The organism is Leptotrichia buccalis C-1013-b (assembly GCF_000023905.1).
GTDB classification, from domain to species: domain Bacteria; phylum Fusobacteriota; class Fusobacteriia; order Fusobacteriales; family Leptotrichiaceae; genus Leptotrichia; species Leptotrichia buccalis.
In genome coordinates, this window is sequence record NC_013192.1 from 2,356,032 (window position 1) to 2,374,782 (window position 18,751).

The 18,751-nt window shown below is 29.4% G+C and carries 17 protein-coding genes; 15 read left to right on the plus strand and 2 right to left on the minus strand.

Annotated elements, in window-relative coordinates; translation table 11 throughout:
• Nucleotides 1–95: 95 nt before the first annotated feature.
• From LEBU_RS11065 to LEBU_RS11100, 8 genes are all read left to right on the plus strand, one after another.
• Entirely contained in the window at nt 96–1,208 is a 1,113-nt protein-coding gene (locus LEBU_RS11065) for an ABC transporter substrate-binding protein (protein WP_015770398.1), read from the plus strand.
• A gap of 57 nt (nt 1,209–1,265) precedes the next feature.
• Nucleotides 1,266–2,384, plus strand: coding sequence for an ABC transporter substrate-binding protein (locus LEBU_RS11070; protein WP_015770399.1), 1,119 nt, complete (start codon nt 1,266–1,268; stop codon nt 2,382–2,384).
• A 246-nt stretch (nt 2,385–2,630) separates the two neighbouring features.
• Nucleotides 2,631–3,527: a branched-chain amino acid ABC transporter permease gene (locus tag LEBU_RS11075; protein ID WP_015770400.1), complete on the plus strand. Its 897-nt coding sequence runs from the start codon at nt 2,631–2,633 to the stop codon at nt 3,525–3,527.
• A 24-nt stretch (nt 3,528–3,551) separates the two neighbouring features.
• A complete protein-coding gene (locus tag LEBU_RS11080) occupies nt 3,552–4,661 on the plus strand; it encodes a branched-chain amino acid ABC transporter permease (RefSeq protein ID WP_015770401.1) in 1,110 nt (369 codons plus the stop codon).
• 74 nt (nt 4,662–4,735) lie between these two features.
• Nucleotides 4,736–5,494, plus strand: coding sequence for an ABC transporter ATP-binding protein (locus LEBU_RS11085; protein WP_015770402.1), 759 nt, complete (start codon nt 4,736–4,738; stop codon nt 5,492–5,494).
• A 60-nt stretch (nt 5,495–5,554) separates the two neighbouring features.
• A complete protein-coding gene (locus LEBU_RS11090) occupies nt 5,555–6,268 on the plus strand; it encodes an ABC transporter ATP-binding protein (protein ID WP_015770403.1) in 714 nt (237 codons plus the stop codon).
• 385 nt (nt 6,269–6,653) lie between these two features.
• Nucleotides 6,654–7,262: a lysozyme inhibitor LprI family protein gene (locus LEBU_RS11095; RefSeq protein WP_015770404.1), complete on the plus strand. Its 609-nt coding sequence runs from the start codon at nt 6,654–6,656 to the stop codon at nt 7,260–7,262.
• A gap of 21 nt (nt 7,263–7,283) precedes the next feature.
• Nucleotides 7,284–7,748, plus strand: a complete 465-nt coding sequence (locus LEBU_RS11100; RefSeq protein WP_015770405.1) for a hypothetical protein — start codon at nt 7,284–7,286, stop codon at nt 7,746–7,748.
• 97 nt (nt 7,749–7,845) lie between these two features.
• On the opposite strand, the gene LEBU_RS11105 is transcribed toward LEBU_RS11100, so the two are convergent.
• On the minus strand, nt 7,846–8,064 hold the full coding sequence (locus LEBU_RS11105) for a DUF6290 family protein (RefSeq protein WP_015770406.1): 219 nt from the start codon (nt 8,062–8,064) through the stop codon (nt 7,846–7,848).
• Between the two features lie 252 nt (nt 8,065–8,316).
• Between LEBU_RS11105 and hrcA the strand changes: the two genes are divergently transcribed.
• From hrcA to dnaJ, 6 genes are all read left to right on the plus strand, one after another.
• Nucleotides 8,317–9,327: a heat-inducible transcriptional repressor HrcA gene (gene hrcA, locus LEBU_RS11110; protein ID WP_015770407.1), complete on the plus strand. Its 1,011-nt coding sequence runs from the start codon at nt 8,317–8,319 to the stop codon at nt 9,325–9,327.
• 21 nt (nt 9,328–9,348) lie between these two features.
• Entirely contained in the window at nt 9,349–9,924 is a 576-nt protein-coding gene (gene grpE, locus LEBU_RS11115; RefSeq protein WP_015770408.1) for a nucleotide exchange factor GrpE, read from the plus strand.
• 61 nt (nt 9,925–9,985) lie between these two features.
• Complete coding sequence (gene dnaK / locus LEBU_RS11120; RefSeq protein ID WP_015770409.1) at nt 9,986–11,812, plus strand: molecular chaperone DnaK; 1,827 nt, start codon at nt 9,986–9,988, stop codon at nt 11,810–11,812.
• A 982-nt stretch (nt 11,813–12,794) separates the two neighbouring features.
• Complete coding sequence (locus LEBU_RS11130) at nt 12,795–13,676, plus strand: aldose 1-epimerase family protein (RefSeq protein ID WP_015770411.1); 882 nt, start codon at nt 12,795–12,797, stop codon at nt 13,674–13,676.
• A 197-nt stretch (nt 13,677–13,873) separates the two neighbouring features.
• Nucleotides 13,874–14,362, plus strand: coding sequence for a hypothetical protein (locus LEBU_RS11135; RefSeq protein WP_015770412.1), 489 nt, complete (start codon nt 13,874–13,876; stop codon nt 14,360–14,362).
• 83 nt (nt 14,363–14,445) lie between these two features.
• On the plus strand, nt 14,446–15,615 hold the full coding sequence (gene dnaJ, locus LEBU_RS11140) for a molecular chaperone DnaJ (RefSeq protein WP_015770413.1): 1,170 nt from the start codon (nt 14,446–14,448) through the stop codon (nt 15,613–15,615).
• A 267-nt stretch (nt 15,616–15,882) separates the two neighbouring features.
• Here the strand turns inward: dnaJ and LEBU_RS11145 are convergent, their stop codons facing one another.
• Complete coding sequence (locus LEBU_RS11145) at nt 15,883–17,715, minus strand: DUF4153 domain-containing protein (RefSeq protein ID WP_015770414.1); 1,833 nt, start codon at nt 17,713–17,715, stop codon at nt 15,883–15,885.
• Between the two features lie 314 nt (nt 17,716–18,029).
• On the opposite strand from LEBU_RS11145, the gene LEBU_RS11150 reads away from it, so the two are divergent.
• The gene (locus LEBU_RS11150; protein ID WP_015770415.1) at nt 18,030–18,611 is read left to right on the plus strand and encodes a helix-hairpin-helix domain-containing protein; all 582 of its coding nucleotides are present in this window, start codon (nt 18,030–18,032) and stop codon (nt 18,609–18,611) included.
• Nucleotides 18,612–18,751 lie beyond the last annotated feature (140 nt).

Consider the following 18,751-nt stretch of genomic DNA (forward strand, 5'->3'; position numbering starts at 1 on the left):
TAATAAATAATATTTTTATTAAAAATATTTATGTATTTTTATTTTTTAGCTATACTTTGGCACTAAAATATTTTGATATAGAAAGGATGAACAGTATGAAAAAATTATTCTTAACGGTTTTGCTAATTATAATATTTGTAGTTAGCTGCGGTAAAAAGACTGCTGACACTAACGTTATAAAAATCGGAGTCATTGCACCGCTTACTGGGAACTATGCACAATATGGGACTGCAGTAAAAGAAGGTGTTGAACTAAAAGTTGATGCTATCAACAATGCTGGTGGGATTAATGGAAAAAAAATCGAACTTATTATTGCAGATAGTAAAGGTGATGTTCAGGAATCGGTGAATGCATTTAAGAAAATGGTTTCGCAGGATAAGGTGAATGTTGTGATTGGAGAAGTTGTATCGGCTACTTCACAGGCTATTTCTGGACTTGCTCAAAGTGCAAAAGTACCTTTAATTTCAGCAACTGCTACAAGCCTTGATGTTACAAAAGGAAAAGATTTTGTATTTAGAACCACATTTACGGATCCTTATCAAGGAACTGCAACTGCAAAATATGCAAAATCTAAAGGCGTAAAATCAATTGCAATTTTAACTAACTCTTCAAACGATTATTCTGTAGGAATTGCAAATGCATTTAAAGAACAGGCTGCAAAAGATGGAATAACTATTACTGAAGAAAAATATACAAATGACGATAAAGATTTTAAAGCAATTTTGACAAAAGTAAAAGGGCAAAATCCACAGGCTATCTTCATACCTGATTACTACAATACAATTGGATTGATTATTTCTCAGGCAAAAGATTTGGGAATAAATGCTCAATATTTTGGTGGAGATGGATGGGATGGTATTCAGACTAATTTTGGAGCAGTTGCGGAAGGAGCTATTTTTGCAAGTCAATTTTCTCCAGAGGATAAGGCTGAAAACGTTCAGAAATTTATAAAGGATTACAAATCTAAATTTAATAAAGAACCAATAATGTTTGCGGCACTTGGATATGATACAGTAGAAATTGTAGAAGCTGCATTAAAATCTGCAAAAGATTTGACAGGACCATCTATAAAAGAAGCTATGAATGCAGTTAGCGGTATTGATTTAATTACTGGAAAATTAAAATTTGATGCTAACAGAAATCCTGAAAAAGCAGTTACATTTATTGAAGTAAAAGGTGGAAAACTTACATTGAAGGAAAAATTTTAATTTAAAAAATTAAGTAAAATAGTTATAAAAAATAAAATAGTGAGGGAGAAAATAACGATGAAAAAAATATTATTTTTAGTTTCATTATTAGCATTATTCGTGCTAAGTTGTGGAGCAAAGGCGTCTAAGGACAAAAATGTTATAAAAATTGGTGTTATAGGAGCATTAACTGGAAATGTGGCACAATATGGAACAAGTACAATAAACGGATTTAAATTGAAAGTAAAAGAAATAAATGCTGCTGGTGGAATTAATGGGAAAAAAATTGAAATTGTGGAAGCAGACAGTAAAGGTGATGTTCAAGAAGCGATTAATGCGTTCAAAAAAATGGTTTCACAAGATAAAATTGACATTTTTGTAGGAGAAGTTACATCTGGACCATCTCTTGCAATTGCACCGCTTGCACAACAAGCTAAAATTCCTATGATTACAGCGACTGGAACTGCATTCGACATTACAAAGGGAAAAGATTTTGTTTATAGAACTACATTTACAGATCCTTATCAAGGTGTCGTTGTTGCGAAATATGCAAAATCAAAAGGTTATAAAAGTATTACTGTTTTGACTAATACAGGTAGTGACTATTCTGTTGGGCTTTCTAATGCATTTAAGGAACAAGCTCAAAAAGAAGGAATCCAAGTAAAAGAAGAACAATATACTGCTGATGACAAGGATTTTAGAGCATTACTTACAAAAGTAAAAGGATACAATTCTGAAGTAATTTTCGTACCAGATTATTACAATACAATTGGATTAATTTTGACACAGGCAAAAGAGCTTGGGATAAATTCTCAATTTATGGGTGGAGATGGATGGGATGGAATCCAGACTAATTTTGGAAAAGTTGCAAATGGAGCTGTTTTCGCAAGTCAGTTTGCACCAGATGATCCTGATCAAAATGTTCAAAAATTTATTGCTGCATATAAAAATGAATACAAAATAGATCCAATTATCTTTGCTGCTTTGGGATATGATACAGGAACTATCTTGGAAACTGCATTAAAAAATGTATCTGACCTTTCTTCAAAAGATGCAATTAAAGAAGCAATCAAAAACTTTAATGGAGCAAATTTGGTTACAGGTTCGTTAAAATATGATGCAGAAAGAAATCCTGAGAAAAAAGTTACATTTATTGAAGTAAAAGATGGAAAACTTGCATTAAAAGAGAAATTCTAGAAATAAATAAAAAATAATTTGAAATAATTATTATAAAGTTCGGTTGTTAGGAGAAGTTTTTTTTCTTCTAACAGTCTGGAACTTTTTTTATCTAAAAAGAAGAAATTAATTTTGGTAAATATACGTAAGCAGCTTTAAGATTATACTGATTTTCTAAGATACAAGTAATGAGTATAGTTTTAAGGTTGCCTAAGTATATGAGTAGAAAATAAACGTATAAGTAGAGAGTATGAGGAGTTTTTAAATATGTTAAAGAGTTTTATTGAACAAACAATTAACGGACTGCAGACTGGAAGTATTTATGCTTTGATTGCATTGGGATATACAATGGTTTACGGTATTGTTAAACTTATAAATTTTGCACATGGTGATATACTTATGGTAGGGGCTTATGCCACATTAATTGCTGTGTCAAATGGGATGCCTTTAATAGTGGCTATTATTTTGTCAATTGTCTTGTGTGCTATTTTGGGAGTTGTAATTGACTTTTTTGCATACCGTCCAATTAGAAATGCACCTAAAATTTCGGCACTTATAACAGCAATTGGAATGAGTTTTTTGCTGGAAAGCCTAGCACTTATAATATTTGGTGCAAATCCAAAAGTTATTGACCAAAAATACATACCTGCATTTTTATCAAATAACAACAAGATTAATTTAGGATTTTTAAGTATCAGTATGCTTACAATATTTGTAATTGTAGTTACTTCAATTTGTATGATAGCTTTGAATTTATTTATTAAAAAAACAAAACTAGGAAAAGCTACAAGAGCGGTGTCACAGGATACTGGAGCGGCACAGTTGATGGGGATAAATGTAAATAAGACTATTGCCATAACTTTTGCAATTGGTTCTGGACTTGGAGCATTAGGTGGAGCTTTATATGCGATTGTTTATCCACAAATTGAGCCATACATGGGAATGCTTCCAGGATTGAAGGCATTTATTGCGGCTGTATTTGGAGGAATTGGAAGTATTCCAGGAGCCATGGTTGGCGGATATGTATTAGGATTATTGGAGGCATATGTAAAAGGGTCATCACTTACAACTTGGGCAAATCCGATTGTGTTTGGTGTGCTGATATTAATATTGATTTTTAGACCAAATGGGTTATTTGGTAAGAATATGAAGGAAAAAGTATAATTGGAAGGGAGGAACATGAAAAATATGGAGAAAAATAATAAAGATGTAAAAATAAAAAATGTAGATAATAAAGAAAAGAATCAGAAAACTAAAGAAAATAAAGAAACAAAAGAATATAAATGGCAAAATTTGAACTATTTTAACAAATTAAAAGTAAAAAATTATGTAGTTACATTTATTTCAATAATTGCACTTTATATCGTTTTGAGTTTTACTTTTGATCCAAATGATGCTTTCAGTTATACAAAGGGAATTTATATAAATATTCTAATTTTTATTTTATTTTCAGTAAGTCTGAACATAACAGTAGGGCTTATGGGGCAGCTTAATTTGGGGCAGGCTGGATTTATTGCAATTGGTGGATATTCAGCGGCATTTATTTCTAAAATATTAGTAAATTACAATTTACCTCCAATTATACAATTGATTTTAGTATCATTGTTTGGTGGACTGGTTGCGGCTATTTTTGGATTTTTGGTTGGTGGAAGTACGCTTAGATTAAGAGGAGATTATCTTGCAATCATTACTTTAGCATTTGGAGAAATAGTAAAATATATTATTCAGAATTTAGATTTTTTAGGTGGAGCAACTGGATTAAACAACATTCCAACAATCTTGGATTTTTCAAATACTTATTTCATCGTAGTTATTTCAATTGTCATAATTACAATGGCAATGACTTCACGAAAAGGAAAGGAAATATTGTCAATTAGGGAAGATGAAATTGCAGCGGAAAATATTGGAATCGGACTAAATCGTGTAAAACTTTATGGATTTGCTTTTTCAGCATTTTTTGCTGGAGTTGGAGGTTCGTTATTTGCCCATAATATTGGGATTTTGACACCTGATAAATTTGGTTTTTTATTCTCGATAGAAATTCTTGTTATGGTGGTACTTGGTGGACTTGGAAGTATTACAGGGGCAATTGTCGCAGCAACAATTTTGACATTGCTGAATGAGAGATTGAGAGATGTTTCACAATTTAGATATTTAATTTATGCAATTATCTTAATTTCATTAATGATTTTCCGTCCAAAAGGAATCTTTGGAACGAAGGAATTTACATTCGCTGGAACAAAGAGAAGAATTAATCGGATTAGAAATTATAGAAATAATAAAAATGAAAAAGAGTAAAACTTAGAGATTTGAATTATAAATTTGAAGATTTTAAGAAAAATACAAAAAACAAGTAAAATAGGAGAAAAAATATGTCATTATTAAAAACGACAAATTTAGGAATATCTTTTGGCGGATTACGAGCTGTTGATGATGTAAATATTGAAATTAAGGATGGAGAGCTAGTTGGTCTGATTGGTCCAAATGGAGCTGGAAAAACGACAATTTTTAACTTGTTGACAGGTGTTTATAAACCAACTGACGGAGACATTTCTATAAATAAGGTCAGTATAAATAAAAAAACTACTCCACAAATAGTTGCTTTAGGAGTTGCCAGAACATTTCAAAATATACGGTTATTTAAGGAACTGACTGTACTTGACAATGTAAAGATGGCATTAAACAGCAGTATGAGCTATAACACTTTTGAAGCAATTTTTAGACTTCCGAAATTTTGGAAGGAAGAAAAGGAAATAACGGATAAGGCGTTGGATTTGTTGGATATTTTTGATATGGCTGAAATGGCAAATATTACGGCTGGAAACTTGTCTTACGGACAGCAGAGAAAATTGGAAATAGCAAGGGCTTTGGCTACAAATCCAAAATTATTGCTGCTGGATGAACCTGCGGCGGGAATGAATCCAAACGAAACAAAAGAATTAATGAACACAATTAGCTTTATAAGAAATAAATTTAAAATTGCAATCTTGTTAATTGAACACGATATGGATTTGGTAATGGGAATCTGCGAAAGATTGTACGTATTGAACTTTGGAAAATTTATTGCTTCGGGGCTGCCTGAAGAAATTCAAAATAATAAGGAAGTTATTGCTGCTTATTTGGGAGAATAAAAATTTACAAAAAGTTAAACGAAAAATAAAATTAAACAAAATAGAAAAAGGAGAAGTTTTGTGAATATTTTAAATGTAAATGATTTAAATGTTTATTATGGCGGGATCCATGCTATAAAAAATATTTCATTTCATATAAAAAAAGGAGAAATTGTTTCTTTGATAGGGGCAAATGGAGCTGGAAAAACATCTACACTTCATGCTATTTCAGGGCTTGTACCAATAAAATCGGGAGAAATTTCTCTAAATGGAGAAAATGTAACTAATATTGACGCACATAAACTTGTCAGCCGTGGTATGGCACACGTGCCAGAAGGTCGTCGAATCTTTACAGAGCTGACAGTATTGGAAAATTTAGAAATGGGAGCATTTACAAGAAATGATGCTGAACAAATAAAAAAAGATATGGAACATATGTTTTCATTATTTCCAAGACTTGCCGAGCGTAAAAAACAGCTAGCAGGGACAATGAGTGGAGGAGAGCAGCAAATGCTGGCAATGGCAAGAGCTTTGATGTCAAGCCCTTCACTATTATTGCTGGATGAGCCGTCAATGGGGCTGGCACCATTATTAGTACAGGAAATTTTTAATATTATTGAAAGAATTAATAAGGAAGAAAATGTAACAATACTGCTGGTTGAACAAAATGCCAATATGGCACTATCAATTGCAGACAGAGGATATGTTCTGGAAACAGGGAAAATTATTCTGGAAGGAACTGGGAAGGAACTGCTTACAAATCCTGATATTAAGAAAGCTTATCTGGGAGGATAAGAAATAGAATTTTTTTAATTTTGAAAAACTGTCTTGAAAAGTTTATGAGCTTTTTGGGATGGTTTTTTCTTTTGGAAGAGTTTAAAAAAAAGAAAAAATTAAGATTTCTCCTAGTTTTATAAGATTTATTTAGAATTATATTTTATAATTTTCCAATACATCTTTGAATAACGCTTGATTTAAAATACTATACATATTTTTACTTTCTTTAGTTTGATAATTTATAAAATTTTCATTAGAAATATTAAATTTATTTTTTAAAAGTTTAATTAAAAATCAAGTTTATTATTAAGTAAAATAAAATGTATTAAGGGTACAATATTAAAGATATAGTTTTCAAATATTGAAAATTTTATAAAATATTTATTTATGGAAGGAAAATAATATGAATAAAAAGATTACTGCAATTATAATTGCAGCCTGTGTTGCAATATTTACATTTTTTCTAGGAGGAGCTTTTCTGATATACAATTCTTTTATAAAAACACAAGAATTACAGGCAAAAGTAAAGATAGAGCAGGAAAAAACAAAACAAGAAATGTTAAAAACTCAAAATGACCAGCAAATGGCACAAGTAACTACTTCACAAGAAACATCGGCACCAGTAGTTGCTAAAAAAGGGACAAATTATGAAGGTGAATTGATGAGTAGAATGAGTTCAGTTCAAGATACGGGCTTTGATGGTTCTGATAGTCAAATGTACTATCAAGCTGAAGCAGCATATCAAGCATGGGATAAAGAATTGAACAAAGTTTATAAACTTCTTATGTCAGAATTGCCAGACAGCCAAAAAACAAAATTACGAAATGAAGAAAGAGCTTGGTTAAAAGGAATGGTTAATGAAACTAAAAAAATAGTATATGAAGAATGTGGAGAAGAAGGAGAAAATGGATGTGGAAGCATAGTTCATTTAAGAAAAATTGGAACAAAAATGGATATGGTAAAATCTCGAACAATAGAACTTGCTAGAATGTATGATGATTTGCATAGATAAATACGATTGGAGAAATTTGTTATGAAAAAATTATTATTGAGAGAAGTTTTTCTGATAGAAAGTTTTATCATTTACGAGAAGAAGAAAACCGAGAAGTTTAAGATAAGTGTAGTACAATATTATAGAAAGAAGGTACGAATGTTAAAAAATAAAATAATAACTTTAATAATTATGATTTTCTGCTCTATAAATTTATTAGCAGGATGGGCTGAATATCGAGATGGACTACTAAATAGTTCAGTAGATAGCGATATAAATGAGGAAATTGAAGATTTGCTGTGTTATCAGAATAAAATTATTGTGGATGATGATTATGCTTATATGTGTAAAAATGGTGAAATAAGTTGGTATGAATCACATAGCAATGATGAGGATGATCCTTGGCAATTAGAGGAAGTAGATGGAATTAGTTTATTTGATACAGACAATCCAAGATTAATTCGAATAAATGGGAGTTTATTTAAAAATACAAGAAAATTAATGTAAATAAAAAAAAGCTGTTTTAAAATTGACAGTCTTTATTTTTTTCAATAAAATTCAAAATTTTTTTAGTTGTTTCAAAACATTATAATAATAATATATACTAAAAATCCAACTCTTTTCTTGCTTCTTCCAGCGAATATTTTTTAGTATATTTACTTTTTTCTATGGCTTTATCTAAAATTTTTAAGTCATTTGAATCTTCCAATTTTTCTAGTAATATTTTTTTTAGATAAGAAGTTGCATTTTCTCCAGTTTCTTTTAAGATTTCGGAAAATGCTTTTTCTTGTTCATTATTTAACTCTATAGTATATTGACTCATTATGTATCATCTCCTTTATAAATCGTTTCTTATATTATATCATATTTTTATAAAAAGAAAATAATTTTTAAAATTATAAACTTGAAAAAAGCCTTGTATTTATCATACTTATTTCAATACTATAAAAAAATTTCTGAAAAAATGAAAAAATTTTGAAAAAAGTATTGACAAAATTAAAAAAATGTAATATTATATATCTATGATTAGCACTAAGGGTTAGAGAGTGCTAACAAGAAAAAGGAAGGTGCCAAGATGAATGATAGAGAGCAATTAATTTTAAAGGCTATTATCAAACATTATCTGGAATTTGGTGAAAGTGTGGGATCACGGACGCTGGAGAAAAAGTATAACATTGGAGTGTCGTCAGCGACTATCCGAAATACAATGGCAGATTTGGAAGATAAGGGCCTAATTGTAAAAACACATACATCTTCTGGACGTATTCCGACAAGTGAAGGATATAAGCTGTATGTCGATGAGCTTTTGAAAATTAGAGATATTTCTAAGGAGGAAAAAGCGAAAGTCATGCAGGCATATAATAAGAGGATGAATCAAATTGACATGATATTTGAGGAAACATCTAGATTATTGTCAAAAATTAGTCAATATGCCGGGGTTGTATTGGAGCCGGCGTTTACGCAGGAAGGTGTAAAAAAGGTAAAATTGGTACATATTAATGAAACGACTGTACTTGCCGTAGTTGTAATGAATTCTTCCCTTACAAAAAATTTAAATATCTTTCTGGAAAATCCTGTAACTGAAAATGAAGTGGAAGCGATAAATAGTTTTTTAAATGAAAAAATTGCGAACAGTAAGTATTTTACATTATCTGACTTAAAGGATTTTTTCACGAATACAAATTTATTTATGCAAAGCGATTTTCAGGATAATATGATTTCTGATGAAGGAAAATTATTTTTTGAAGGTGGAACAAATCTTATTGAAAACAACGCATCTGATGTAATGAACCTTATAAACCGTGTAAAACTATTTAATAATCCGAATGATTTGCGGAATGTATTTGCACAGTTTTTACAGATGGAGGAATTTAAGGATAGAGAAGTTAATGTAATTTTTGGAGAAGATTTGAACATTGCAGGGCTTGAGGATTTCTCATTTGTATTCTCGGTTTATACGCTTAATAATGCGAAGGGGATTATTGGTGTAATTGGGCCAAAACGGATGGAATATTCAAAAACGGTTGGACTCGTTGAATATGTAGCAGAAGAAGTGAATCAGTTATTAAATCAAAAAAATAAATAAGAAGGAGAGTGGGTTTTTTAAATGGCGGAAAAAGATTTGGAAAAGGAAAATTTGGAAGGTGAAGCTGTACAAAATGAGGCGGTTGAGGAACAAAATGAAAATGTAGAAAGTCAAGAAGCTGAAAAAAGTACAGAAGAAACTTCTGAAGATAAAATAAAAAAATTAGAAGCTGAACTTCAGGAATGGAAAAATTCCTATACAAGAAAGTTAGCTGAATTTCAAAATTTTACAAAAAGAAAAGAAAACGAAGTTGCTGAAATGAGAAAATACGCTTCTGAAGAAATTGTCGTTAAATTGCTGGACAATATAGATAATCTGGAAAGAGCGGTTGACGCCTCGAAGGAAAGTCAAAACTTTGATTCATTAGTCGAAGGAGTTAATATGATTTTGAATAACTTGAAACATTTATTGACTGAAGAAGGTGTGGAAGAAATTGAAGCGGCTGGAAAAGAATACAATCCTTACGAACATAAAGCGATGATTACTGAAAACAAAGAGGAACTAGATGACAACGTGGTTGTACAAGTTTTCCAAAAAGGATACAAGATGAAAGGGAAGGTTGTAAGGCCTGCGATGGTAACGGTTAATAAGAAATAATAAAAATTGAAATAAATAAATTAAATTTATAAAAAATTGATAATTAAGGAGAATGATAGATATGAGTAAAATAATAGGAATAGATTTAGGGACAACAAACAGCTGCGTGGCAGTTATGGAAGGTGGAAACTTTTCAATTATACCAAATTCTGATGGTGGAAGAACTACTCCGTCAGTTGTAAATATTAAGGATAATGGAGAAATTATTGTAGGAGAAATTGCAAAAAGACAGGCTATTACAAATCCTGATTCAACTGTAATTTCGATTAAAACACAAATGGGATCTGATTATAAAGTAAATATTCATGGAAAAGATTATACACCGCAAGAAATTTCAGCTATGATATTGAAAAAATTGAAAAAAGATGCTGAATCTTACTTGGGAGAATCTGTAACAGAAGCTGTAATTACAGTACCTGCATACTTTACAGATGCACAAAGACAAGCAACAAAAGATGCTGGGGAAATCGCAGGACTTAAAGTTCAAAGAATTATAAATGAGCCAACAGCGGCTGCATTATCTTATGGATTAGATAAGAAAAAAGAAGAAAAAGTATTAGTATTTGACTTGGGTGGAGGTACATTTGACGTATCTGTGCTTGAAATTGGGGATGGAGTTGTGGAAGTTATTTCAACTTCTGGAAATAACCACTTAGGTGGAGATAATTTTGACCAAAAAATTATTGACTGGTTAGCTGATGAATTTAAAAAAGAAACTGGAATTGACTTAAGAAATGATAAGATGGCAATCCAAAGATTGAAAGATGCGGCAGAAGACGCTAAGAAAAAATTGTCAACTACATTAGAAACACAAATTTCATTGCCATTTATTACAATGGACGCAACAGGGCCTAAACATTTGGAGAAAAAATTGACTCGTGCAGCATTTGATGAATTGACAAAAGACTTGGTAGAAGCAACTAAAGGGCCAGTAAAACAAGCGTTGGAAGATGCTGATTTAAGTCCTAACGAAATTGATGAAGTATTATTAGTTGGAGGTTCTACAAGAATTCCAGCGGTTCAAGAATGGGTAAAATCTTTCTTAGGAAAAGAACCTAACAAATCAATCAACCCTGATGAAGTAGTTGCGGCAGGAGCGGCAATTCAAGGTGGAGTATTAATGGGAGATGTTAAAGACGTATTATTATTAGATGTAACTCCATTATCATTAGGAATTGAAACTTTAGGTGGAGTATTTACTAAAATAATTGAAAGAAATACAACAGTGCCAGTTAAAAAATCACAAGTGTTTTCAACAGCGGCTGATAATCAACCAGCGGTATCAATCAACGTATTGCAAGGAGAAAGAGCAAAAGCTGCAGACAACCACAAATTAGGAGAATTTAACTTGGAAGGAATCCCAGCGGCTCCAAGAGGAATTCCTCAAATCGAAGTAACATTCGACATTGACGCAAACGGAATTGTACACGTTTCTGCAAAAGACTTAGGAACTGGAAAAGAAAATACAGTAACAATTTCTGGAAGTTCTAACTTGTCTAAAGACGACATTGAAAAAATGAAACGTGACGCAGAAGCAAACGAAGCAGAAGATGCTAAATTTAAAGAATTAGTAGAAGCTAGAAACCAAGCAGATCAATTGGTAATTTCTACTGAAAAAACTATAAAAGAAAACGAAGATAAACTTCAAGGAACTGAAAAAGAAGACATCGAAAAAGCAATCGAAGAATTGAAAAAAGTAAAAGACGGAGATGACTTGGACGCAATCAGAAAAGGAATTGAAGACTTATCAAAAGCAGCACAAGGTTTCGCAACAAGAATGTACCAAGAAGCAGCTCAAGCACAACAAGCGGCACAAGGCGGAGAAGCAACTGGAGAAAATAACAACTCTGGTGCTGACGATGTGGAAGATGCGGAAGTTGTGGATTAATTTTAAAAAATAAGAGATTTAAATAAAAATATTATGAAGGAAGGGGAGGTTGTTCTCCTTCTTTTGTAAAAAATAATGACATTTAAAGAAATTCTTGACGAGGTGATTAAAATAAAAATTAAAACTCTTGAAAAATTCCAAAAAGTGGCAAAATACGTGAGGAACCATTTTAAATATGTGATTTCGTCTATATTTATATTATTTTCTTGGGTATATCAATGGTGTATTATTGCATTTAAACAAGATAGTAAATCGAATGATTTTGAAACTATTAAAACTATATTTGATTTTTTTCTTTCTTATATTTTAGTAACTTCATTGAAGGATTATTTAGAAAAATGGATTAGAGGAAAGTTTTATAGGTTTAAAAGTTTTAATAAGGAAACAATAATTATTATTCCAATAATAGTTATCTTAATGCTAAGTGTGTTGATTATATTCGCACCATTATTTTTTAAAATAATTGGAATAATTGTTCTAATTCCTTTGTTAATTTCAGTTTTTATATTTTTCTTTTCAAATGACACAGAAGAATTATTGGAAAGTTTTGGATTGACTTTTATATTTATATTAATTGGAATTATAATAACTATTTTTTTTATTTATATACCTATAATACCAAATTTTAATTCAAATAAATTTATTTATAAGTATTTATTCATAGTGTTTACAGAGATATTTAAATTAACAGATCAAAAGTCTAACAATATTGAAAAACCGAAAAAATATATAAAAGTTATAAAAAATGAAAATATAAAGTAAATTATTTATCAAAAAATATTGTAAAGTAAGTATAGAAAAGATTATGATAAAAAATTTAGATGTAAAAGAGAAAGCATAAAAAAATTATTTTTAAATTATAAAGTGAAATATGAAAAAATAGATTTAAACTGGGATAAAGAGGTTGGGAAAGAAATTTGATACAATGACGAAAATGAAAAATCAAAATAAATAAAAATTTTAAGAGAAGGATGTGTTAAAGATGGAAAGTACAGTAAGAACTTTAAAATGTGGAAATGTTGAAATCGCAGTTGCTGATAGAGGGGCTGAATTGAGAAGTTACAAGGTAGATGGAGAAGAATTTATGTGGGATAGAAATCCTGAAATCTGGGCTGCCAGCTCACCTGTGTTGTTTCCGTTTGTAGGTAGCATAAAAAATGGAGTATACAATTATAAAGGGAAAGACTATGAAATCACTACACGACATGGATTTGCAAGAACAGAAGATTTTGATTTTGTTGAAAAAACTGAAAATTCTTTGAAATTTAGATTTTCTTCAAATAGTGAAACTTTAAAAAAATATCCGTTTGAATTTGATTTGTTTTTAACTTATACAGTTAATGACGGTATCTTGGAAATTGGATATGATGTTGTAAATAAAAATAATTCTGAGATGTATTTTTCACTAGGAACACATCCTGCATTTGCACTTAATGTGAACGATGGTCTAAAATTAGATGACTATTACTTGGAATTTGAAAAAAATGAAACTTCGCAAAAATATAAACTTACTAATAATGGGCTAGTTTTTGATGAAAAAGTTGATTATTTGAATAATACTAACAAGATTCAAATTACTGAAAATGTATTTGATGATGATGCAATAGTATTTGAAGGTTTAAAATCAGAAAAAGTTACAATAAAAAATAATAAAAATTCTAAAGAATTAAGCGTTGAATATAAAGGATTCCCGTATATTGCATTTTGGAGTAAGCCAAAAGCTCCTTATGTGTGTATAGAACCTTGGTATGGAATTTCAGATTTTGAAAACTGTACAGGGAAATTGGAAGAAAAGACAGGGATTCTAAAATTGGAAAATGGTGAAAACTTTTTTGCAAAATTAATTGTAAAAGGTAAAAAATAACGAAAAATTGAAAAAACTCAAATTTAGTGTTGGCTTTATTGGGAAATTAGGTTATAATATGTTTACTTAGCTTTAAAACCAATTATTAAATGATTATAATTTTTAGTAGGTATTTAAAGTTTAATATAAACTTAAAAATTATAAATTCCTAATAATTAGAGAATATTTGTGGAATATTATAATAGAAGGACGTGAAAATGATAAATACATTTAAGGAAAGGATGAATAGAATTGCAAATTTAATAGGTTCCATTTCTTTTGGAATATTAGCTTATAGATATTCACGACTCATTCCAGAAATTCATATATTTATATTTGCTTATTTTTTAATTGTTTTGGGAGTATGTTTTCTTATATATAAATCAGTAAAGCCTGGATTTGAAAATGGGGTTGCAGATGCGGCAATTTTTACGATAATTCACTTGATAAGAATAGGGCCAGAATTAAAATTATTTTTATTTGGGGCTTACATTTTTATTTCAATAAGTTCAATTTTTCATAAAGTTAAGCAAGATGAAAAAGGAAAGGATCCTTTGAGAGGGATTTTATACTTCTTTATTGTTATTGTTGTGGTAGTGTTATTTTTAGAACGTCCAACAATATGGTGGGAATTAACAAGTTTTGATGTTATTAACGACACTATGTGGTTATTCTTTGGATTAGTAAGTCTCGCGATAAGTATTTGACAGTTTATATTTTTGTATAATTTGAAATAAAAAATGATAGATAAAATAAAATTTGCAGAAGTGGAAAGGATAAAGGATAGAAAATGGCAAAAAAAGATTATTATGAAGTGCTTGGTATACCCAAAAACGCTTCGGAACAGGATATAAAAAAAGCGTATAGGAGTATGGCAAAAAAATATCATCCAGATAGAAACAAGGACAATCCTGAAGCTGAAGCCAAATTTAAGGAAGTACAAGAAGCAAATGAAGTATTAAGCGATCCACAAAAAAGGGCAGCTTATGATCAATATGGACATGCGGCATTTGAAAATGGGGGAGCTGGAGCAGGTGGCTTTGGTGGACAAGGTTTTGGAGGCTTTAGCGGTTCTGGAGGATTTGATTTTGAAGATTTAGGAGATATTTTTGGAAGTTTTTTTGGTGGAAGAAGTCGTAGTCAAGGACCAAGAGTGCATCAAGGATCTGATTTAAGATATAATCTAAAATTAACTCTTGAAGAAGTAGCTTTTGGTACAGAAAAAGAAATAAAATATAAAAGGGAAGGACAATGTAAAACTTGTCATGGAAGTGGTGCTGAACCAGGGCATCATATGAAAACCTGTGATAAATGTAATGGTTCAGGAAGTATAAGACTTCAGCAAAGAACAATGTTTGGAGTGCAAAGTGTAATTCAAGAATGTGATAAATGTCATGGAACAGGAAAAATACCTGAAAAAGAATGTCACAGCTGTCACGGAACAGGTCTTGAAAAAGAAACATATACAAGAAAAGTAAGATTTCCATCAGGTATTGAAACTGGACAGAGATTAGTAGTAAGAGAAGGTGGAAATGCAGGGGCAAATGGTGGAATCTTTGGAGATTTATATGTATATGTGACTGTTGAGAAACATGATATTTTTGAAAGAATCAGTGAGTATGACATTCATTGTGAAGTGCCGTTAAAAATGACAACAGCTATTTTAGGTGGAGAAGTGGAAGTTCCTACACTTAAAGGCAAGAAAAAAATAGTAATCCCTGAAGGAACTCAAAATGGAAAAATATTCAGATTGAGAAATGAAGGAATTAAGTATAGCCGAAGTGAAAATAGAGGAGATGAAATTGTCGAAATAAAAGTAGAAACTCCAACAAATCTTACTGAAAAACAAAAAGAAATTTTAAGGGAATTTGACGGAGCATTAGATAACAAGAAAAATTATAAAAAAGCACATTCTTTTAAAGATAAAATAAAAAGATTTTTTAGTAAATTTGAAAATTGAAAATTTTGGTAAATAATTAAAAAGAAAATAGAAATGTAATTTAAAAAAGTCGAAATAAATCTGTTTATTTAAAATTTCAGAAAAATTTCGACTTTTATTTTTTGGATAAAATTAATCTACTCAACTATAGTCTCATATCAAACTCCATTTGAAAAAAAGAAATAATTTCCTATTTACTTTCTGACAAGGGGTCTTGACCCCTTGCTAAACGGAATTATAAAAACTCCATTATTTTAATGGGGAATAGCATCAAATACAACTAAAATTTTATTTTTTTTCAGAAAACATAAAATCAAATTCGTCATAATATAAATTTTCTGATTTTCCATTTACTATTTGTTCATTAATATTTCCTAAGGAAATCTTATAATTAATTTTTCCTGCTGTTCCAATATATTCCAAATCTTTTGGTGAAACTACATATCCTACATCTTTCTTATCTTGTAATTTCGAAGTTCTTAATTTTGATACCATTTGTCTTATTGCATCTTCATAATTTATTTTGGCAAGTTCTGTTCCATCTTTACTTTTTATTGTAATTACTTTATTTTTAATTGTAATTTTATATTTTTCAGATTCATTTTCTTGATTTATTGGGTCTTCATTATCAACTTTTTTGTAAGATATAAAGTTATCGTAGCCTGTTGTATCGGATATAAGTTCAGCATTTTCACTATTTTTTACTCTATATGCGACAATTTCCTTTTCATCGTAATTTTCTCCATTCTCATCTTCATTTCTAACTATGTAATAATCTTTCCAAGATTCCTTCACATCCAGTGCTTTTTCCAAATCTTCAAGAGTTGAATAAACTTCCCCTTTTTCATTTTTGAAATTTAGTTTCTGAATGTCGCTATTGCTAGAAATATATTGAATTGTTGTATGAATGTGGCTTCCTTGTCTATTAGTCAGTTTCTGTGTTATTTTAGAAATTTTTCCATCTTTTAATGCTCCATATTTTACAAGCATTCTTTTTAATCTTTCTTTTTGACTGAAATTACTTACACTTTTGGCACTAAACGGAGTATAGACTGCGATTACTACACAGGCGATTAAACTTATGAAAATTCCTGTAATATTCATTTTTCTGATGAATAAAATCACGCAGAAAAGTAGCCAGAATATTAAGATTAGTACATAGTACCGTTTTTCTGTAATTCCGTATTGATAAATTCGTTGGAAAAGTGCAAATAGTGAAGCAAATATTAAAGGTATTGAAAAATATGGAAAATATTTTTTGAAATTTCCCAAGAATTTATCTTTTTGTGTAAATGGTGTTATTAAAATCATAATGATAACACTAAATGCTGTGTACCAAAGCACAAGATGAGAAATTAATCCTTTTGGTAATTGCATAGAAATAACAACCTTAGCCATATAAATATATAAAACACCTGTGTAAATAACAATTAACGGAATAATTACAAACTTAATCAATAAATTGAAAATAGATGGAAATTTATAGTTTTCTAAATCGTCATCAGGTTTTTTTAATAAAGATAGAAATAGCGATGCTCCAAATACTTCAGCTATAAACCAGAAAGAATACGTGGTTAATCTGAAAAAGAAGTCATTGTTAGAACTAAAAAAGAGATAACTTATTGTTGTTAAAACTATTGCAATTCCAACAAAGAGAACAGCTGCAAAGATATAGGTTATAACAAAATCTGAAAATTCAGACTGTAGATATTTTTCCTTATTTTCTCTGTTTAAAATAGGAATTAATACAAATAGAATAATAGAAATAGGAATCAATGCCCAAAATTTAAAATTATTATAATCATTAGTTTGCAAATAATCTACATAAAAAATAATTGATAAAACAAGCGTTATAAATGAATAGATTCCTCTAACCAGCCATTTATTTTTTTCATAAAAATACTTTTCCCGAATTATTTCGCACATTCCTGTAATAAAAATGCTGCCAAACAAAAGAAGATTAACTTCAATAAATTCATCAGATTGAAAATTTCTAACTTCGGCTATGTATATTCCTGTAATGAAATGCATAAAAGTTAAAATAATTGTTATTGGAAATCGCTCAAATCCACTTTTGAAATGTGAAAGTAGTTTTTTTACATTTTCTTTAATTTTTTTCATAATAATCACCTCTTACTATATTTCAATTTTTTCTCCAAAAGTTAAATAAATGGAGAAAACTATTTATTTCACAATAATAATAACATTTTTTGATTAAAGAAAAATGAGAAAAATCATTATAATTTCCTGTTCTTTTTAAAATTATTTAGATTTTAAAATTATTATTTTTTTACTCTGTTAAATAACAAATCAATATGGTATAATTCAATGTAAGTTTGTTACTATAAACTTAAAAATCAGATTAATTGCATTGTTTGAGCAGCGAATTTTAGAATGACTTTAAAATTTTTGAAAGTAATCAAAGGGGGATTATTATGAAAATAAAATATGTTATTATTTTTGTGATGCTGTTAATTGCAGGTAATTTTTTAAGACTTTTAATTGAAGATAAAAATATTCCTGAAATTGAAATCAGCAAGGAAAAAAATTATAAGAAGGATAAAGCGAAAAAGGAAACTGATTTAACAAAAAGTAATGTAAAATTTGATATTAACAATATTGAATACAAGGATTTGCTAAAATTGGGAATTAATAAAAATAAAGCTGAAAAATTTGTAAAATATCGGGATGAAGTTGGAATTATTAGAAATATTGATGAAGTAAAAAATGTTTCAGGCTTTGGAAAGACAGGGCTAGAAATCGCACAAAAATTTCTATTTGTGGATAATGAAAAAATAAAAAATTCAAAAGAGAATTATGGACGTGAAATTGTAAAGTATAATATCAATAAATTAAACGATAAGGAATTAAAAAAAATAGGATTTTCAAATAAGGAAATAAAAAAACTGCTTCCTGAAATTGAAAAAAATAACATAAGGTCAAATGTAGATTTGGAAAAGATTATTGGAAAAGAGCGTTATGTAGAAATTGAAGACAAAATAAAATTTATAGAATAAAAAAGTAACAACTTAAATTTATTTAATAACTTTAATATTTGCCGCTTTAACAATCTAATAATCTGATTGGATTTGACATTTTGATTTAAAAAAATCTAAATTATAAATAATGAAATATGAAAGGAGTTTTTTCATAAAAA

Bases quoted from the DNA above. Each gene is read 5' to 3' on its own strand.
- hrcA (WP_015770407.1), top strand. From the start codon at position 8,317: ATGAATGATAGAGAGCAATTAATTTTAAAGGCTATTATCAAACATTAT.
- grpE (WP_015770408.1), top strand. From the start codon at position 9,349: ATGGCGGAAAAAGATTTGGAAAAGGAAAATTTGGAAGGTGAAGCTGTA.
- LEBU_RS11100 (WP_015770405.1), top strand. From the start codon at position 7,284: ATGAAAAAATTATTATTGAGAGAAGTTTTTCTGATAGAAAGTTTTATC.
- LEBU_RS11085 (WP_015770402.1), top strand. From the start codon at position 4,736: ATGTCATTATTAAAAACGACAAATTTAGGAATATCTTTTGGCGGATTA.
- LEBU_RS11145 (WP_015770414.1), bottom strand. From the start codon at position 17,715: ATGAAAAAAATTAAAGAAAATGTAAAAAAACTACTTTCACATTTCAAA.
- LEBU_RS11135 (WP_015770412.1), top strand. From the start codon at position 13,874: ATGATAAATACATTTAAGGAAAGGATGAATAGAATTGCAAATTTAATA.
- dnaJ (WP_015770413.1), top strand. From the start codon at position 14,446: ATGGCAAAAAAAGATTATTATGAAGTGCTTGGTATACCCAAAAACGCT.
- LEBU_RS11065 (WP_015770398.1), top strand. From the start codon at position 96: ATGAAAAAATTATTCTTAACGGTTTTGCTAATTATAATATTTGTAGTT.
- LEBU_RS11075 (WP_015770400.1), top strand. From the start codon at position 2,631: ATGTTAAAGAGTTTTATTGAACAAACAATTAACGGACTGCAGACTGGA.
- LEBU_RS11070 (WP_015770399.1), top strand. From the start codon at position 1,266: ATGAAAAAAATATTATTTTTAGTTTCATTATTAGCATTATTCGTGCTA.
- LEBU_RS11150 (WP_015770415.1), top strand. From the start codon at position 18,030: ATGAAAATAAAATATGTTATTATTTTTGTGATGCTGTTAATTGCAGGT.
- LEBU_RS11080 (WP_015770401.1), top strand. From the start codon at position 3,552: ATGGAGAAAAATAATAAAGATGTAAAAATAAAAAATGTAGATAATAAA.
- LEBU_RS11105 (WP_015770406.1), bottom strand. From the start codon at position 8,064: ATGAGTCAATATACTATAGAGTTAAATAATGAACAAGAAAAAGCATTT.
- LEBU_RS11095 (WP_015770404.1), top strand. From the start codon at position 6,654: ATGAATAAAAAGATTACTGCAATTATAATTGCAGCCTGTGTTGCAATA.
- LEBU_RS11130 (WP_015770411.1), top strand. From the start codon at position 12,795: ATGGAAAGTACAGTAAGAACTTTAAAATGTGGAAATGTTGAAATCGCA.
- dnaK (WP_015770409.1), top strand. From the start codon at position 9,986: ATGAGTAAAATAATAGGAATAGATTTAGGGACAACAAACAGCTGCGTG.